The organism is Agromyces cerinus subsp. cerinus (assembly GCF_900142065.1).
GTDB classification, from domain to species: Bacteria; Actinomycetota; Actinomycetes; order Actinomycetales; family Microbacteriaceae; genus Agromyces; species Agromyces cerinus.
In genome coordinates, this window is sequence record NZ_FSRJ01000002.1 from 290,933 (window position 1) to 307,476 (window position 16,544).

General features: G+C 72.3%; 17 protein-coding genes. 10 read left to right on the top strand and 7 right to left on the bottom strand.

The features are described from left to right. The first annotated feature begins 140 nt into the window (after positions 1-140). The 7 genes from BUR99_RS07420 to BUR99_RS07450 all read left to right on the top strand — a co-directional run bounded on the left by BUR99_RS07420 (position 141) and on the right by BUR99_RS07450 (position 5,153). Complete coding sequence (locus BUR99_RS07420; protein WP_074259747.1) at positions 141-1,139, top strand: NAD-dependent epimerase/dehydratase family protein; 999 nt, start codon at positions 141-143, stop codon at positions 1,137-1,139. A gap of 81 nt (positions 1,140-1,220) precedes the next feature. Next, entirely contained in the window at positions 1,221-2,153 is a 933-nt protein-coding gene (locus BUR99_RS07425) for an arginase family protein (protein WP_074259748.1), read from the top strand. A gap of 47 nt (positions 2,154-2,200) precedes the next feature. Beyond that, on the top strand, positions 2,201-2,692 hold the full coding sequence (locus BUR99_RS07430; RefSeq protein WP_074259749.1) for a SixA phosphatase family protein: 492 nt from the start codon (positions 2,201-2,203) through the stop codon (positions 2,690-2,692). Positions 2,693-2,883: 191 nt separating this feature from the next. Further along, positions 2,884-3,444: a SixA phosphatase family protein gene (locus tag BUR99_RS07435; protein ID WP_074259750.1), complete on the top strand. Its 561-nt coding sequence runs from the start codon at positions 2,884-2,886 to the stop codon at positions 3,442-3,444. 49 nt (positions 3,445-3,493) lie between these two features. After that, positions 3,494-4,084 carry a sulfite oxidase-like oxidoreductase gene (locus tag BUR99_RS07440; protein WP_074259751.1) on the top strand — a complete coding sequence of 197 codons (591 nt, stop codon included), beginning with the start codon at positions 3,494-3,496 and terminating at the stop codon, positions 4,082-4,084. Then, positions 4,081-4,896: a ferredoxin reductase gene (locus tag BUR99_RS07445; protein WP_327077885.1), complete on the top strand. Its 816-nt coding sequence runs from the start codon at positions 4,081-4,083 to the stop codon at positions 4,894-4,896. The genes BUR99_RS07440 and BUR99_RS07445 overlap by 4 nt, the downstream gene beginning before the upstream one ends. After that, a complete protein-coding gene (locus BUR99_RS07450) occupies positions 4,896-5,153 on the top strand; it encodes a DUF6510 family protein (protein WP_074259752.1) in 258 nt (85 codons plus the stop codon). The genes BUR99_RS07445 and BUR99_RS07450 overlap by 1 nt, the downstream gene beginning before the upstream one ends. 25 nt (positions 5,154-5,178) lie before the next feature. Here the strand turns inward: BUR99_RS07450 and hutI are convergent, their stop codons facing one another. The 4 genes from hutI to hutH form a co-directional block, all read right to left on the bottom strand. Then, positions 5,179-6,477 carry an imidazolonepropionase gene (hutI, locus tag BUR99_RS07455; protein ID WP_234980784.1) on the bottom strand — a complete coding sequence of 433 codons (1,299 nt, stop codon included), beginning with the start codon at positions 6,475-6,477 and terminating at the stop codon, positions 5,179-5,181. Further along, positions 6,474-8,153: a urocanate hydratase gene (gene hutU / locus BUR99_RS07460; protein ID WP_074259753.1), complete on the bottom strand. Its 1,680-nt coding sequence runs from the start codon at positions 8,151-8,153 to the stop codon at positions 6,474-6,476. The genes hutI and hutU overlap by 4 nt, the downstream gene beginning before the upstream one ends. 126 nt (positions 8,154-8,279) lie before the next feature. Then, on the bottom strand, positions 8,280-9,779 hold the full coding sequence (locus BUR99_RS19585; RefSeq protein ID WP_143231530.1) for a M23 family metallopeptidase: 1,500 nt from the start codon (positions 9,777-9,779) through the stop codon (positions 8,280-8,282). Positions 9,780-9,912: 133 nt separating this feature from the next. After that, positions 9,913-11,502, bottom strand: a complete 1,590-nt coding sequence (hutH, locus tag BUR99_RS07475; RefSeq protein ID WP_074259754.1) for a histidine ammonia-lyase — start codon at positions 11,500-11,502, stop codon at positions 9,913-9,915. 194 nt (positions 11,503-11,696) lie between these two features. Here hutH and BUR99_RS07480 point away from each other — a divergent pair, with 194 nt between their 5' ends. Together BUR99_RS07480 and BUR99_RS07485 are read left to right on the top strand one after the other, a co-directional pair. Further along, complete coding sequence (locus tag BUR99_RS07480) at positions 11,697-12,458, top strand: IclR family transcriptional regulator (RefSeq protein WP_074260277.1); 762 nt, start codon at positions 11,697-11,699, stop codon at positions 12,456-12,458. A gap of 97 nt (positions 12,459-12,555) precedes the next feature. Further along, the gene (locus BUR99_RS07485) at positions 12,556-13,206 is read left to right on the top strand and encodes a DedA family protein (protein ID WP_074259755.1); all 651 of its coding nucleotides are present in this window, start codon (positions 12,556-12,558) and stop codon (positions 13,204-13,206) included. A 32-nt stretch (positions 13,207-13,238) separates the two neighbouring features. On the opposite strand, the gene BUR99_RS07490 is transcribed toward BUR99_RS07485, so the two are convergent. Continuing rightward, positions 13,239-13,838: an antibiotic biosynthesis monooxygenase gene (locus BUR99_RS07490; protein ID WP_074259756.1), complete on the bottom strand. Its 600-nt coding sequence runs from the start codon at positions 13,836-13,838 to the stop codon at positions 13,239-13,241. 213 nt (positions 13,839-14,051) lie between these two features. Here BUR99_RS07490 and BUR99_RS07495 point away from each other — a divergent pair, with 213 nt between their 5' ends. Then, complete coding sequence (locus BUR99_RS07495; RefSeq protein WP_074259757.1) at positions 14,052-14,648, top strand: DUF1349 domain-containing protein; 597 nt, start codon at positions 14,052-14,054, stop codon at positions 14,646-14,648. Positions 14,649-14,688: 40 nt separating this feature from the next. Here BUR99_RS07495 and BUR99_RS07500 read toward each other — a convergent pair whose 3' ends face one another. Both BUR99_RS07500 and BUR99_RS07505 read right to left on the bottom strand, forming a co-directional pair. Next, complete coding sequence (locus BUR99_RS07500) at positions 14,689-15,165, bottom strand: ASCH domain-containing protein (RefSeq protein WP_327077886.1); 477 nt, start codon at positions 15,163-15,165, stop codon at positions 14,689-14,691. A 35-nt stretch (positions 15,166-15,200) separates the two neighbouring features. Further along, positions 15,201-16,541, bottom strand: coding sequence for a MinD/ParA family ATP-binding protein (locus tag BUR99_RS07505; protein WP_234980785.1), 1,341 nt, complete (start codon positions 16,539-16,541; stop codon positions 15,201-15,203). Between the last annotated feature and the right edge of the window lie 3 nt (positions 16,542-16,544).

A 16,544-nucleotide genomic window follows, 5' to 3' on the forward strand; every position in this document is an offset into this window, starting at 1 on the left:
GTCATCAGGTGGAAACGTCTGTTCGCCCGAACTATTCCCGGGCCGGAACGAACTGTTTCGACGGTAGCAGCGGATGTCGCGGGGTTCGCGGATCGAGAACAGGGGCGCGCGCGACATCCGCATCGTGCTGTGATGGCGGCATGGAGATCCTGATCCTCGGCGGTACCCAGTGGCTCGGCCGTGAACTCGCCCGGGAGGCGCTGCGTCGCGGGCACGCCGTCACCTCGCTCGCGAGAGGGGAGGCGGGCGAGGCGGCCGAAGGCTCTGCCTTCGTGGCGGCCGATCGCGCGGAGCCCGGCGCCTACGACGCCGTCGCCGACCGAGAGTGGGACGCCGTCATCGACGTCACCAGGCAGCCCGGCTTCGCACGTCACGCCGCCCACGACCTGGCGCCGCACGCCCGGCACTGGACCTTCGTCTCCTCGGGCAACGTCTACGCGTCCCAGAACGAACCCGGTGCCGACGAGTCGGCCGAGCTCATGCCGCCGCTCGAGGGCGACGAGTCGACCGCGGAGACGTACGGCGAGGCGAAGTCCGCCATCGAGGGGGCGTATCGCGACGCCCTCGGCGATCGGCTGCTCGTGGTCCGCCCCGGCCTCATCGTCGGACCCGGTGACCCGTCGGGCCGCGGCGGCTACTGGGTGGCACGCGCCGCTCGCAGCGACGATCCGATGCTCGTGCCCGACATCCTCGACGACGCCGTGCAGGCGATCCACATCGACGATCTCGTGGCGTTCACGCTCGACGGGATCGATCGAGGGCTCGCCGGTGCGTACAACGCCGTCGGCGAGCGCACCACGTTCGGCGACTGGCTCGACCGCTCGCGTGCGATCGGCGGGCACGAGGGCGAGGTCGTCGCCGTCTCGCCGGAGTGGCTCGCCGAGCAGGGCGTCGCCGAGTGGTCGGGCCCCGAGTCGCTGCCGCTCTGGATCATCGACCCCGAGTGGAGCGCCTTCCTCGACCGTTCGAACGCCGCAGCGCTCGCTGCGGGCCTGCGCCTGCGCCCGCTCGACCGGTTGCTCCAGGAGATCCTCGAGTGGGAACGCAGTCAGGGGCTGGGTCGCGAGCGCGGCGCCGGGCTCAGCGCCGATCGCGAGCGCGAGCTGCTCGACGCGCTCCGCGGCTCGTCGATCGAGTAGCGACGCGAGCGTCCGGTATCGCAGACACGGGTATCGGCGGATGCCTCGGCCCGCGGCATCCGCCATTGCTAGCGTCTGACCATGGGCACCGCTGCACTTCCGAACGATCCACTCTGGCCACGGGCCGGTGACTGGCCGTCGCTCGACGCGCTCGGCGCCGGGGCGCGGGCCGACCTCGCCCTGCTCGGGGTGCCGGCCCACAGCACCTCGCTCTCGCCGACCGGTGCCCACGCGACGCCCGCGGCGATCCGCGCGGCGCTGCGCCGCTACAGCCCGACGATCATGGCCGACCGCGGCCGCCGCGGCGACGCGCGTTCGCTCGACGACCTCGTGTTCGCCGACGCGGGCGATGTCCGCGAACCCGACGGGCCTGAAGGCGAAGCGCGGGTTCGCGCTGCGGTCGCCGCTGCATCGGCCCGAGCAGGCACCGTCGTCGCGCTCGGCGGGGACAACTCGCTGACCTCGCCCGTCGCGCTCGGAGTCTGGGGCGAGCGGCTCGAGACGGCGGGGCTCATCACGCTCGACGCCCACTACGACCTGCGCGACGGCGTCAGCAACGGCTCGCCCGTGCGCCGACTGCTCGAAGCGGGTCTCGACGGCCGCCGCATCGTGCAGATCGGCATCGCCGACTTCGTCAACTCCCGCGAGTACGCCGACCGCGCCCGCGACGCCGGCATCACCGTCGTGCACCGCGACGAGCTGCATCGTCGCCCCATGTCCGACGTGTTCGCCGAGGCGCTCGAGCTCGCGGGCTCGGGCGGCGGCCCGATCCATGTCGATCTCGACGTCGACGTGTGCGACCGAGCGGTGGCTCCCGGCTGCCCCGCATCGGTGCCGGGGGGCATCTCCGCATACGAGTTGCGGCAGGCGGCGCGGGCGGCAGGCGCCGACGCCCGGGTCGAGTCGGTCGACCTCGCCGAGGTCGACGCCACCGCAGATACCCCCGACGGTCGAACCGTGCGGCTCGCTGCGCTCTGCGTGCTGGAGGTCGCTGCGGGAATCGCCCTACGCTGACAGCGTGCCTCGATCGAGACGCACACGCTGAACACGGGAACGGAACCATGAAGACACTCCTGCTGGTGCGGCACGCCAAGTCGAGCTGGGGCGACCAGACGCTTCCCGACCACGAGCGCCCCTTGAACCATCGCGGTCGGCGCGATGCGCCGAGGGTGGGTGCGCGACTGCGAGAGCGTGGCGTCGTTCCCGACATGATCGTGACGAGCACGGCGGTGCGCGCCCGTTCGACGGCGGAGATCCTCGCCCAGGCGCTCGACCTCGGATCCGGCCGGATCCTGGAGGACGACCGTCTCTACGGCGCCTCCCCGGAGGGCTTGCTCGACATCGTCCGGGCCCTCGACGATGAGTCGGCCACCGTCATGCTGGTCGGCCACAACCCCGAGATCGGCGAGCTCGCCTCCCGACTCTCGGATGAGATCGCCGAGATGCCGACCTGCGCCGTCGCCGAGTTCCGCTTCGACGTCGCGGACTGGGCAGAGGTCGGCGCTGCCGCGCCGGTCGAGGTGCTGTTCGAGGCCCCTGCTCACGATCGGTGACGGCACGCCCGCCGGTGGCGCGTGCGGTGACGACTGACGATCACTGCGGGGATCGGGTGGTGGCATCTCGGCGTTCGTCGACCTCGCCGACGTCGATGCCACCCCGGATGCGCCGGACGGGCGTACCGTACGACTGGCGGCATTCTGCATGCTGGAGGTCGCCGCGGGCATCGCCCTGCACTGAGCAGGGCATGCGCGAGACCGACCCGACGGAAGGACGCACCGTGAAGACCCTCGTGCTCATGCGCCACGCGAAGTCGAGCTGGGACTCGCCAGGTCTCGTCGATCACGACCGCCCGCTGAACGATCTCGGCCGGCAGGATGCGCCGCGCATGGGCAGACGACTCCTCGAGCGCGGCATCGAGCCCGACGTGATCATCACGAGCACCGCGGAGCGCGCACGGTCGACGGCGGCGCTGGTCGCCGGTGAACTCGGCACCCCGGCCCGCCGCATCATCGCCGACGAGCGCCTCTACGCCGCGTCCGTCGAGACGATGCTCCGCGTCATCCGCTCGCTCGACGACCGACTCGCGGTCGCGATGCTCGTCGGTCACAACCCCGAGATGACCGAACTCGCGACCCGGTTCTCGAAGACCGCGGAGGCGATGTCGACGGCGGCCGTCGCCGTCTTCACCTTCGAGGCGGCATCGTGGGCCGACGTGCGCGCCGCGACGAGCACGGGCAACGTCGCCGCACCGCCGATCGGGGTGACGTTCGACGCACCCGACCGTTCGCACGACCGGAACCGGTGACAGCAGCCCCCGGCGTCACTAGTGTCGATGCCAACGGGAGGAGAACGAGATGTCGTTCATCACCAGGGGGTTCAGCGGGTGCAGTCGTGAGCGCGACGAACGGCTGCCACCCGGTCAGACCCTCGTGCAGGACTTCCCGGTGCTCTCTGCGGGGCCCACGCCCGAAGTCGACACTGCCGAGTGGGAGTTCACGATCCGCACCGAGTCGAGCGTGCACCGCTGGAACTGGGACGAGTTCACCTCCCTCGCGATCGACGACGTCGACACCGACATCCACTGCGTCACGCACTGGTCGAAGCTCGGCACGAGCTGGCGCGGCGTCTCGCTCGACACGCTCTTCGAGCAGGTCGAGACCGAGCAGGAGTACGTCATGGCGCACAGCTACGGCGGCTACACGACGAACGTGCCGCTCGACGAGCTGCTCGACGGCAAGGCATGGGTCGCGTTCGAGTTCGACGGCGAGCCGCTCGAGCCCGAGCACGGCGGGCCTGCACGGCTGCTCGTGCCGCATCTCTACTTCTGGAAGAGCGCCAAATGGGTTCGCGGCCTCGTGATGATGGAGCAGGACGAGCCCGGATTCTGGGAGCAGAACGGCTACCACCTCCACGGGGATCCGTGGACGGAGGAGCGCTACTGGTGAGCGACGCCGCGACCGGAACGACGGCACCGGCGCCTGCGCCGAGCGCCGCGCTGCTCGCCGTGCCGCGCTCCGGCTGGCATGTCGCGACCGTGGCCTCGACACGTCGCGAGACGCCGAACGCCTCGCGCATCGAACTCGAGGTCGACGGATGGCCCGGCAACGCCGCCGGCCAGCATCTCGACGTTCGCCTCACCGCGCCCGACGGCTACACCGCGACCCGTTCGTACTCCATCGCGTCGTCGGGCGCGGGCACGCGCGTGACCATCGCCGTCGACAAGCTGCCCGACGGCGAGGTCTCGCCCTACCTCGTCGACGAGGTGCGGGCCGGGGACATGCTCGAGGTGCACGGGCCGCTCGGTGCGTTCTTCGTGTGGGCGCCGGATGCCGCGGACGCCGCCGCGGCCGGCGAGGCCCGCCCGGTGCAGCTCATCGCCGGGGGCTCGGGTGTCGTGCCGCTCTACGCCATGGCCGAGGCGCACGGCGCCGCACACGACCTCACGTCGTTCCGGCTGCTCTACTCGGTGCGCAGCCCCGACGACGTCTACTTCGCCGACGAGCTGCGGCGCCTCGCCGAGGCATCCGCAGCACTGCAGCTCGACCTCGTCTACACGCGCCGCTCGCCCGCAGGGTGGCCGACGCCGCCGGCGCGCATCACGCGAGAGGTGCTGGAGGCGGCCGTGATCCCCGCCGCTGAGCGGCCGCGCGTCTTCGTCTGCGGGTCGACGGGCTTCGTCGAGCGCGTCGCCGACTGGCTCGTCGAACTCGGACACGACGCGCGATCGATCCGCACCGAGCGATACGGAGGCACGTGATGCAGCACGTCGACGGCAACGCCCTGGCCGGCCCGCTCGCCGAGTTCTTCAGCTTCGACCTGACCACCGCGATCGCGCGGTGCAGCGGCTGCGGTGCCGTCGGCGAGCTCGCCCGAACGATGGTCTATCGCAGCGGCGCCGGCACCGTCGTGCGCTGCAGCGAGTGCGACCAGGTGCTCGCCACCCTCGTCGAGACGGCCGACCGCGCGTGGATCGGGCTCAGCGGCATCAGCGCGATCGAAGTTCCGCGCGGCTGAGCGTCCGCGAGCGGATGCCTCGGTCTCACGCCCCTGCGACGACCGCGCCGTCCTTCCAGACGCGCCCGATGAGCGGGACACCCGGCCGGTAGGCGAGGTGCACGTGGCTCGGCGCCGAGAGTTCGACGAGGTCGGCGCGCATGCCGGGGCGGATCGCGCCGACGTCCGTTCGCCGGAGCGCCGCTGCGCCGCCCGCCGTCGACGCCCAGAGCGCCTCGGCCGGGGTCATGCCCATGTCGCGCACGGCGACGGCGATGCAGAACGGCAGCGAGCTCGTGAAGCTCGAGCCCGGGTTGCAGTCGCTCGCGAGGGCGACCGCGACCCCGGCGTCGATGAGCCGGCGCGCATCGGGATACGGCTGGCGGGTCGAGAACTCGACGCCCGGCAGGAGCGTCGCGACCGTGTCGGATGACGCGAGCGCCGCGACATCCGCATCGCTCAGGTAGGTGCAGTGGTCGACCGAGGCGGCGCCGAGCTCGACCGCGAGCTGCACGCCGGGTCCCTCGCCGAGCTGGTTGCCGTGCACCCGCACGCCGAGCCCCGCGGCGGCGCCGGCCGCGAGCACGCGCCGCGACTGCTCGGCGGTGAACGCGCCGCGCTCGCAGAACGCGTCGACCCAGCGCGAGTGCGGCGCGCAGGCGTCGAGCATCTCGCCGACGACGAGGTCGACGTAGGCCTCGGCGGCACGATCGGCGTCGCCGCCGAACGCCGGGTCCTCGCGGAACTCGAACGGCACGACGTGGGCGCCGAGGAAGGTGACCTCGGAGGTGACCTCGCGGGCGAGCCGCACCAGTCGCTCCTCGTCGGCGACCGAGAGGCCGTAGCCCGACTTGATCTCGAACGTCGTGGTGCCCTGGCCATGCAGTTCGGCCACGAAGCCGGCCAGCCGTGTCCGCAGCTCGTCGTCGCTCGCGGCGCGCGTGGCCGCGACGGTCGAGCGGATGCCGCCGGCCTCGTACCGCTGCCCGGCCATGCGTGCGGCGAACTCCGCGGCGCGGTCGCCGCCGAAGACGAGGTGCGAGTGGCTGTCGACGAAGCCGGGGATCACGGCGCGGCCGCCGGCGTCGACGACCTCGACCTCGGCGTCCCAGATGGAACGGTGCTCGTCGCCCTCGCGGCGGTCCTCGCGTTCGGCCCGGTGGTCGAGGTGCTCGTCGGCGTGCGTCGCACTGCCGACCCACGCGATGCGGCCGTCTTCGACGAGCACGGCGGCGTCGCGCACGATGCCGAGCGGGCCGGCCTCGCGATCGGGCGACGGGTCGTTCGTGACGAGCTCGCCGATGCCGGTCAGCAGCATGCGCCCCGCGGCGCCCCCGTCGCTCATGCCTCGAGCATAGGCACGCGCAGGCCGCGTTCGCGAGCGACCTCGACGGCACGGTCGTAGCCCGCGTCGACGTGGCGCATCACTCCGGTGCCCGGGTCGTTCACGAGCACGCGTGCGATCTTCTCGGCGGCGAGCGGCGTGCCGTCGGCGACGATCACCTGGCCGGCGTGGATCGAGCGGCCGATGCCGACGCCGCCGCCGTGGTGGATCGAGACCCAGGTCGCGCCCGATGCGGTGTTGAGCAGGGCGTTCAGGAGCGGCCAGTCGGCGATCGCGTCGGAGCCGTCGGCCATGGCCTCGGTCTCGCGGTACGGGCTCGCGACCGAGCCCGAGTCGAGGTGGTCGCGGCCGATCGCGACGGGCGCGCTGAGCTCGCCCGAGGCGACCATCTCGTTGAACTTCAGCCCGGCGAGGTGGCGCTCCTGGTAGCCGAGCCAGCAGATGCGAGCGGGCAGGCCCTCGAAGTGCACCTTCTCGCCGGCCTGCGTGATCCAGCGGCGCAGGTGCTCGTCTTCGGGGAAGAGCTCGAGGATCGCCTTGTCGGTCGCGGCGATGTCGGCCGGGTCGCCCGAGAGCGCCGCCCAGCGGAACGGGCCCTTGCCCTCGGCGAAGAGCGGGCGGATGTAGGCGGGCACGAACCCGGGGAACGCGAACGCGCGCTCGTAGCCGCCGAGCTCGGCCTCGCGACGGATCGAGTTGCCGTAGTCGAAGACCTCTGCGCCGGCGTCCTGGAACTCGACCATCGCCTGCACCTGCTTGGCCATCGAGGCACGGGCGCGGTCGGTGAAGGCTTCGGGGTCGGATGCCGCGAGCTCGTGCCATTCGGCCACGCTCACGCCCTCGGGCAGGTACGACAGCGGGTCGTGCGCGCTCGTCTGGTCGGTCACGATGTCGATCGCGACGCCGCGGGCGAGGAGTTCGGGGAAGACCGTCGCGGCATTGCCGACGAGCCCGACGCTCAGTGGCGTGCGCGACTCCTTCGCAGCGAGCACACGGGCGATCGCGTCGTCGAGGTCGTCGGTCATCTCGTCGAGGTAGCCGTGCTCGACTCGGCGCGCCAGGCGCGTCGCGTCGACGTCGACGATGAGCACGACGCCCTCGTTCATCGTGACGGCGAGGGGCTGTGCGCCGCCCATGCCGCCGCAGCCGCCGGTAAGGGTGAGCGTGCCGGCGAGCGTGCCGTCGAATCGGGCGCGAGCGATCGCGCCGAAGGTCTCGTAGGTGCCCTGCAGGATGCCCTGCGTGCCGATGTAGATCCACGAGCCGGCGGTCATCTGGCCGTACATGGTGAGGCCGAGCTGCTCGAGCTTCCGGAACTCGGGCCACGTCGCCCAGTCGCCCACGAGGTTCGAGTTGGCGATGAGCACGCGCGGCGCCCACTCGTGGGTGCGGAACACGCCGACGGGCTTGCCCGACTGCACGAGCAGGGTCTCGTCGGCCTCGAGCCCCTCGAGGGTGCGCACGATCGCGTCGAACGACTCCCAGTTGCGGGCGGCCTTGCCCGTGCCGCCGTAGACGATGAGGTCGTCGGGGCGCTCGGCGACCTCGGGGTCGAGGTTGTTCATGAGCATGCGCAACGGCGCCTCGGTCTGCCAGCTCTTCGCGGTGAGCTCGGTGCCTCGTGCGGCGCGAACGGTGCGGGGGCCGGCGGGTGCTGCGATGGGTGCGTCGGTCATGTTCCGATGCTCGCGCACCGAGGGGTCGCCGACAACGGATGTCGCGTGCGTGCTGTCTGGGATGCCAGACGAGGTGCCGGGTGCGCGCCGCTGACCGGTCGGGGAGAACTCTCCGTGCCCGGCGAGTCAGCCGAGCTGGATGCCGCGGGCCGCCATGAAGGGCACAGCGTCGACGGCGGTGCCGTCGAGCCGTACCTCGAAGTGCAGGTGGCAGCCCGTCGATGCGCCGGTGCTGCCGACGGTGCCGATGAGCTGACCGGCTGCGACCTTGTCGCCGGGGCTCACGAGGATGCCACCGTCGGAGAGGTGCGCGTACCCGGTCGAGACGCCGGCGCCGTGCTCGAGCAGGATCCAGTTGCCGTAGCTGCCGCTCGCGCGCGCCTCGACGACGATGCCGCCGGTGGCGGCGAAGACCGGTGAGCCGCAGCTCGATGCGACATCCGTGCCGCGGTGGAACTCGTTCACGCCTGCGAGCGGCTTGTTCGGGCGGGGGCCGAATCCGTCGGTCTGAGCGCCGGAGACCGGCGGGGCCCAGCCCTGGTCGCTCAGCTGCCCGGCGTCGCGGGGGAGGGAGTCGATGAGCGAGACGCTCGAGGCGGCGACGCGGGAGCGCAGCCCGGAGAGATCCGAGCGGGCCGACTTCACGCCGCGCTCCGCGGCGGCGACCGCGGCTTCGGCCGCATCGACCGGCACAGCGTCGACGGCGGCCCAGGCGTCTGCGGCGCGCTGCTCGGCCACGTCGGCCTCATCGGAGCGCTTCTGGGCGATCTTCTGCAGCTTCTCGGCGTCACCGGTGATCTGGTCGACGCGTGCGACGCCGCCGAGACCGGCGAGCAGGTCCTTGCCCGAGCCGAACGCGGCAGCCATCGACGTGAGCGAGGTGTCGCCGCCGCGCGAGGCGGCGAATGCGGCAGCGCCGGCCGCGTCGGCGTCGGCGCGGGCCTCCTCGGCCTGCTCCTGCAGTTGCGTCGCCAGGGCGCGTGCTGCGGCCTGGGTGGATCGAGCCGTCTCGAGTTCGGCCTCGGCCGTGCGCAGGGCTGCGGTCGCCCGATCGAGTGCGGTCCGTGCTCCGAGCAGCGAGCTGAGCTGCGGGTCGCGGCCGGTGGAGATGCGGGCGTACGGTCCGCTGCCGATGAGCAGCGGAGCGCGCGGGGTGGCGACCGGTGCGGCGGGCGGCGTCGGCTTGGTCGTCGGAGTCGGTGTGGGTGTCGGGGTCGGTGTCGGTGTGGGTGTCGGCGTCGGCTGGGGAGTCGGGGTCGGAGTCGGTGTCGGCGTCGGTGTCGGCGTCGGCGTGGGCTCGGGCGTCGGAGTCGGCTCCGGCGTCGGCTCGGGAGTCGGCGTCGGTTCGGTCGAAGGTTCGGGAGAGGGTTCGGGCGAAGGCGCGGGTTCGGTGCCCTCGGCCGTCTCATCGGATGTCGCCGCCCCCGTGTCGGTCGTCGCCGCACCCGTGTCGGTGGTCTCGGAGGTCGCCACCGTCGCGTCGGTCGCGACGACCTCTTCGGCCGATGCCGAACTGATCCCCGAGATGCCGAGCACGATGACGGCCGCTGCCGCGGCCACCGCGAGTCCGTCGGGCCGAGTGCGGTGCACGCGGAACGGGCGGCTCTGGCCGGGCAATCGTTGCATCAGCGACATAGGGTTCCGTTCAGACGTCGGCTTCGGGGGCCGGCATCTCACTCAGTCTCTCAGCGCAGGCAGGTCGGCACAACACCTGCACGCCGAGATCTCGCGCCCTCTTCGGGGCACACCGCGAACCGGCTCAGTCGAGCGGGCCGGCCGCCGACATCGCCGCGACGACGACATCGCCGTGCGCAACCATGCCCGAGATCGCCTCGATCTCGGGGGAGAGGAAGCGGTCGGGCCCCGGCACAGCACCGGTCTCGGCGACGAGGGAGACGACCGCACCGGTGGCGGTTCCCGGCACGAGCGGCGCCCGCAGGGCGAGTCCGCGAGCCGCGGTCATGACCTCGATCGCCAGCACGCGCGAGAGGCCGTCGATCGAGCGACGGAGCTTGCGCGCAGCCGCCCAGCCCATCGAGACGTGGTCCTCCTGCATGGCAGACGACGGGATCGAGTCGACGGATGCCGGCACCGCGAGCCGCTTCAGTTCCGAGACGATGCCCGCCGCGGTGTACTGCGCGATCATGAGGCCCGAGTCGACGCCGACCTCGTGCGCGAGGAAGGGCGGCAGGCCCTGGTTGCGCGCCCGGTCGAGGAAGCGGTCGGTGCGCCGCTCGCTCATCGACGCGACATCCGCCACCGCGATCGCGAGGAAGTCGAGCACGTACGCGACCGGTGCGCCGTGGAAGTTGCCGTTCGACTCGACGCGCCCGTCGAGCGTCAGCACGGGGTTGTCGACGGCGCTCGCGAGCTCGGCGTCGGCGACGGATGCCGCGTGCGCGAGCGTGTCGCGGGCGGCGCCGTGCACCTGGGGGGCGCAGCGCAGCGAGTAGGCGTCCTGCACGCGGGTGCACTCGGGGCCCTTGTGGCTCGCGACGATGGGGGAGTCGGCGAGCAGACGCCGCAGGTTCGAGGCCGAGATCGCCTGGCCGCGCTGCGGGCGGAGTGCGTGCAGGTCGGCGGCGAAGACGGCGTCGGTGCCCATGAGGCCCTCGACGCTCATCGCCGCGGCGACGTCGGCGGTGGTGAGCAGCATCCGCAGGTCGTCGATCGCGAGCGCGAGCATGCCGAGCATGCCGTCGGTGCCGTTGATGAGGGCGAGGCCCTCCTTCTCGGCGAGGTGGAGCGGCGTGATGCCGGCCGCGGCAAGGGCGCTCGAGGCATCCGTCGGCGCACCGGCCTCGCCGGTCGAGCTCGTCGAGACCCGAACCTCGCCCTCGCCCATGGCCACGAGCGCACAGTGCGCGAGGGGGGCGAGGTCGCCGGAGCATCCGAGCGAGCCGTACTCGCGCACGACGGGGGTGATGCCCGCGTTGAGGATCGCCGCGTAGGTCTCCGCGGTCTCGCGGCGCACGCCCGTGCGGCCGGTCATGAGGGTCGAGAGGCGCAGCAGCATGAGGGCGCGCACGACCTCGCGCTCGACCTCGGCGCCGGAGCCGGCGGCGTGCGAGCGCACGAGGCTCGCCTGCAGCTGTGCACGGCGGTCCTCGGCGATGAACGTGGTCGCGAGCGCGCCGAAGCCCGTCGAGATGCCGTAGTGCGGCTCGGGGTCGGCGGCGAGGCCCTCGACGATCGCACGGCTCGCGGCGACGCCGTCGAGCGCTGCCGGGTCGAGCACGACGGATGCCCCGTGGCGTGCGACGGCGACGACGTCGTCGATGCCGAGGGGGCCGGTGCCGACGGTGACGGATGCCGCGGCGCGCGCGGGTGCGGAGACGTTGCTGCTCATACCTCCGATTCCACACCGCCCTCACGCGCGCGGGAAGCGTGATGGGATGGTCGCCGTCCGGTATCCCAGACGCAGGCGTAGGCTTACGCTGTTGCCCGTCGCCGAGAGGACGCCAGTTGTCGGAATCCACGCCGCAGACCGACGACACGCGTCCGCTCGGCCGAGCGGCGAAGCTCGAGGGCGCGGGCTCGAAGGTGCCGGCGGCCGACCAGACGCTCGCGATCCTCACCCACCTCGCAGCCCAGCGGGGACCGGTGCCCGCGGCCACGATCGCCTCGGCGCTCGGCATTCCCCGGTCGACGATCTACCACCTGCTCGCGGTGATGCAGGAGCGCGGCTTCGTCGTGCACCTGCCGGAGGAACGCCGGTACGGGCTCGGCATCGCCGCCTTCGAGCTCTCGAGCGGCTTCTCGCGCCAGCAGCCCCTCGCCCGTCTCGGCCGGCCGCTCGTCGCAGCCCTCGTCGACCGCCTCGGCGAGAGCGGTCACCTCGCAGTGCTGCACGGGCGCGACGTGCTGTACCTCGTCGAGGAGCGCGCGCCGCGCCGCCCGTCGCTCGTCACCGACGTCGGCGTGCGGCTGCCCGCGCACCTCACCGCGACGGGCCGTGCGATGCTCGCCGTGCTGCCGCCGGCGCAGTTGCGGGCGCTCTACCCGGATCGCGCCGCGTTCGCCGGTCGGCCCGCGCTCGACGGCGGCGACGAGGCCTGGAGCTACGGCCGGCTGAAGCGCGTGCTCGCCGTCGTGCGCGAGCAGGGCTGGGCCGGTGAGGACGGCGAGGTCACGGGCGGTCTCGCCTCGGTCGGGGCGGTCGTGCTCGACCACGTCGGCTGGCCGGCGGCGGCCGTGGCGGTCACGTACCCGGATGCCGCGCCCGACGCGGACGTCGCCCGGTACGTGTCGGCGGTGCAGGAGGCGGCGACGGTGCTCGCCCGTCGCATCGGCACGCCCCGCTGAACGGGCGCCGCCCAGCTTTCGCGCAACCTGCGCCGGTAGCGTGGGCGTGCCGCCGCGCGCCGATCATCGACCCCGAACCGAGAGCCGAGACACGACCTTGCTGACGACCGACGACCACGGCTTCACCGGCCTCACCGGATTCGCCGCCGACGTGCTGACCTCCCTCGGCGACATCGGCGTCGGCGTTCTCGTCTTCCTCGAGGTGCTGATCCCGCCGATCCCGAGTGAGGTGATCCTGCCGTTCGCGGGCTACCTCAGCCAGGCGGGAGACCTCCACCTCGGCTGGCTCATCGTCTGGTCGACGCTCGCCTCCGTCATCGGCGGGCTCGTGCTCTACGGGCTCGGCGCCGCAGTGGGCCTCGAGCGGGCCATCCGCTGGATCGCCTGGACCCGGCTCGTCAGCCTGACCGACCTCGAGCGCGGCGCCGCCTGGTTCCACAAGCACGGTCGCTGGTCGGTGCTCGTCGGACGCATGATCCCCGGTGTCCGCAGCCTGATCTCGCTGCCGGCGGGTGCCGACCGCATGCCGCTCGCCTGGTTCCTGCTCTTCACGGCGATCGGGTCGGGCATCTGGAACAGCCTGCTCATCGGCATCGGCGCCGCCCTCGGCACCCAGCACGCGCTGCTCGAGGAGTACCTGCAGTACCTCGACTGGGTCGTCTACGGCGCCATCGCCATCGCCCTCGTCGTGCTCGTCGTGCGCCGGGTGCTCGAGCACCGGCGCGTGGCCGACGAAGCCTCCGCGTAACCGCGAGCGCCGCAGCGAGCGCGGCCCGCCGCTCAGCGGGCGGCGGGAGCGAGCCAGCGACGCAGCAGGCGCGTCACGAAGGGCAGCGCCCAGAACGTCATGACCGGCGTCAGCAGCAGGGTCGTGACGAGCACCTTCCAGACCACCTCGAGCTCGTTCCAGCCGGGCACGAACGAGGTGACGAGCAGGGTGAACACGAGGTTCACCGGGAAGAAGCCGAGCCAGATCGTCACCGCCTGCTTCCACCGCGGCGGCGCGGGCGGCAGTTCGTCGGCCGAAGCGGATGCCGCGGCATCCGCCGCCGGCACCGAACCCGTCGCCGGGTCGTCGAACCAGCCCTCGATGCCGGTGCGACGCCTGCTGCGCTCCGAGCGCACGAAGCCCTCGCCCATCGAGAGCCACCAGGTGCGCTCGGCCGAGCGCTCCCAGGCGTCGAGGGTCTCTTCGCTCGCGAAGCGGTAGAGCATGTGCCAGACCTGCGAGGCCTCGCCGGCGCGCACCCAGCCCGAGCCGAGGAAGCCCGGGTACTTGGCCGCGAGGTTCACGCCGGTCTGCACCCACGCGGTCGCCTCGGAGATGCGCTCGGGGTCGACCTCGCGTCGGATCGAGACGGTGATCGGTTCGTTGTGCATGGGCCACCCCGGGGCGCTCTCGAATCCCGCGGATCGTGTGCGCGGAACTCTGGATGATTGACCGTTTCGCTGGTGGCGGGCTGGTCCGGGCCGAATGCGAGTGTAGCCGGGCCATGTTTCGAGGTTGCTTCGCGCACGGTCACCCGCCGTTCGCTCGCCCGGTTCCTCCGGCGACCTGACTAGTGTCGTCATCGACGACGAGAAGGGGCATTCGTGCGAGTAGCTGGTCTGCCGGTCCTGGAGTGGACGAACGGCACTTCGGGTGCGGTCTTCGACGACGACGGGGGCGAGCTCGCCCTGCACGCGGCGGCGGGCGTCGATTGGAGCAACGACCCGCTCGGCGGCCCCGGGCAGCATCGAGCGAGCATGCTCGGGTTCCGGCCCTCGGGCGACTTCGCCCTGAGCGCGCGCGTTCGCGTCGTCGGCGGGCGTTCCACGTTCGACGCCGGCGCGCTCGGCCTTTGGTGCGACCAGGACCACTGGGCGAAGCTGTGCTTCGAGTACTCACCGGCCGGACAGGCCATGGTGGTCAGCGTGGTGACCAACGGCTTCTCGGACGACTGCAACTCGACGATCGTCGAGGAGTCGTCCATTCACCTCAGGGTGGCGAGGGTCGGGTCGGCATTCGCATTCCACGCGTCGACGGATGGCGACCGCTGGGACTTCGTCCGCCTCTTCCGAGTGCACTCGGGCATCGCTCCCGTCGTCGGCTTTCTCGCGCAGGCACCGCTGGGAACAGCCTGCGATGCGCGGTTCGACCGCATCCGGTTCACCGACGCGGTTCCCGCTGACCTGCGAGACGGCTCCTAGCCCGGAGTGAGGCGGCGGGCTGCGCGGCGGCGCAGGCCCGTCAGTCGACGATCGCTCCGCGTGCCTCGGGCCACGCCACCGTGAACCGCTCGAAGAGGATCTCGAGATCGTCGGACCAGTCGATCTCGAGGGCGGCGCAGACCCGGTCCCAGTAGCGACGGTGGCTGACGAGCCAGGCCTCGAGCGTCCGGTCGTCCTCGGCCTCGTCGAACGCGAAGGCCTCGTCGGCGTCGGCGATCGTGCCGAGTGCGATCCAGTGGCTCCCGACGCGGGGGAGCGGCACGCCGTCGGCGGCGAACTCCCTGACGAGCGTGGCCGTCGCCCGCTTCCGGCCCGAGATGACGAGTTCGAGCAGCGCATCGGAGAGCTCGGCGTGATCGCCGAACCGCTCGACGGTGGGCACGTCGTCGAGACCGACCTGGTCGGGATGGGCGCGCCAGTAGGCGTTCCACATCGTGGAGGCGGCGTCGCGGTCGACCGGCGCCATCTCGTGCAGCGGCACTTCGCGCTCCCGCAAGCCGTGCTCGTCGACCAGCATCTCCGCGCCCGGGTTCAGAGCTGGTCGGCGACCACGGCGGCGGCGTTGAGCCACGCGTCGTGCGTCTCGGCCGACAGGGAGTCGAAGTCGATCGTGCCGCCGTCGACGAGCGCGGGGTCGTAGGGGATCGTCGTGACCGCGGCGGTCAGTGCGCCGAAGTGGTCGGCGAGGCGCTGCTCGAGTTCGCGGTCGGGCTTCTCCGACGGCGAGGTCAGGATCGTGACGGCCCGGTCGACCTTGTCGCCGAAGCCCTTCTCGGCGAGGCCGTCGAGCAGCCACGCGGCGCTCGCCGCCGTGTCTTCGCGCACCGTCGAGACGATCACGAGCTGGTCGGCGGCCGCCACCGCCGCGACCCAGTTCGAGGCGCGCATGTTGTTGCCGGTGTCGATGATCAGCAGGCGGTAGTAGCGCGAGAGCGTGCGGTGCAGCCGGTCGAACGCGGCCTCGTCGATCGTGGATGTCGCGGCGGCATCCTCATCGGAGGCGAGCACGTCGAAGCGGGCGTCGACCTGCGTGCGCACGTAGTCGTCGAGCTGGCTGAGGCTCGCGACGCTCGGGTTCTCGAACCGCTCGAGGTCGCCCAGCAGGTCGACCGCGGTGCGGTGGTGCGGGGTGTGCTGCGCGCGCCAGCCGAGCGTGCCACGGGTCTCGTTGTTGTCCCACGCGAGCGTCGAGCCGCCGCGGAGCCGGCCGAACGTCGCGGCGAGCAGCAGGGTGCTCGTGGTCTTGTGCGCCCCGCCCTTGGGGTTCAGCACCACGATCGTGCGCGGGCCGTCGAGTCGCTTCTGCACTCGGTTCGTCTGGTCGTGGCGGGTCTGTTCGGTCGCGCTCGGCTTCGGCGAGATGAGACCGCCGCTCATGCGGCGCACCCTGCCCTGCCACCCCATGGTCGCCTTCAACGGGCGCTGGCGGGGCCGGCTCGAGAGCAGGTCCTCGACCGTGGGGCGGTGCGGCTTGGGTGCTGCCGTCGCCGCAGGCGCCGCGGCCGCCGTGGGTGCAGCGACCGGAGCGGCGGGAATCGTCGGGATCGTCGCGGTCGGGGTCGGGGTCGGGGTCGCGGTCGGGGCCGGCCGTGGCTCGAAGCTCTCGGTCACGAGGCCCGTCGGCGCCTCGGTGACGCGGCCGTCGGGCTCGACGGTCAGGGTCCAGTGCGAGGAGTCGTCGATGAGGGCGGCGGTCGCCGGGATCCCGAGGCGCTGCGCCCGCTCCTGCACGAACGCCACGACGCGGTCGCGCAGTGCGTCGCCGTCGACCGCCTGGATGCCCACGACGGCGCCGTCTGCGTGCACGTCGGCTTCGGTCGCCGAGGTCAGGAAGACGGTGACGCCGTCGTGCGTGTTGATCGAAGTGGACAACAG

What these genes read in the sequence shown, in the direction of transcription:
- BUR99_RS07430 (WP_074259749.1), top strand. Translation starts at nt 2,201, where the DNA reads ATGAAGACACTCCTGCTGGTGCGGCACGCCAAGTCGAGCTGGGGCGAC.
- BUR99_RS07440 (WP_074259751.1), top strand. Translation starts at nt 3,494, where the DNA reads ATGTCGTTCATCACCAGGGGGTTCAGCGGGTGCAGTCGTGAGCGCGAC.
- BUR99_RS07450 (WP_074259752.1), top strand. Translation starts at nt 4,896, where the DNA reads ATGCAGCACGTCGACGGCAACGCCCTGGCCGGCCCGCTCGCCGAGTTC.
- BUR99_RS07490 (WP_074259756.1), bottom strand. Translation starts at nt 13,838, where the DNA reads ATGCACAACGAACCGATCACCGTCTCGATCCGACGCGAGGTCGACCCC.
- hutU (WP_074259753.1), bottom strand. Translation starts at nt 8,153, where the DNA reads ATGACCGACGCACCCATCGCAGCACCCGCCGGCCCCCGCACCGTTCGC.
- BUR99_RS07435 (WP_074259750.1), top strand. Translation starts at nt 2,884, where the DNA reads ATGCGCGAGACCGACCCGACGGAAGGACGCACCGTGAAGACCCTCGTG.
- BUR99_RS19585 (WP_143231530.1), bottom strand. Translation starts at nt 9,779, where the DNA reads ATGCAACGATTGCCCGGCCAGAGCCGCCCGTTCCGCGTGCACCGCACT.
- hutI (WP_234980784.1), bottom strand. Translation starts at nt 6,477, where the DNA reads ATGAGCGACGGGGGCGCCGCGGGGCGCATGCTGCTGACCGGCATCGGC.
- hutH (WP_074259754.1), bottom strand. Translation starts at nt 11,502, where the DNA reads ATGAGCAGCAACGTCTCCGCACCCGCGCGCGCCGCGGCATCCGTCACC.
- BUR99_RS07425 (WP_074259748.1), top strand. Translation starts at nt 1,221, where the DNA reads ATGGGCACCGCTGCACTTCCGAACGATCCACTCTGGCCACGGGCCGGT.
- BUR99_RS07420 (WP_074259747.1), top strand. Translation starts at nt 141, where the DNA reads ATGGAGATCCTGATCCTCGGCGGTACCCAGTGGCTCGGCCGTGAACTC.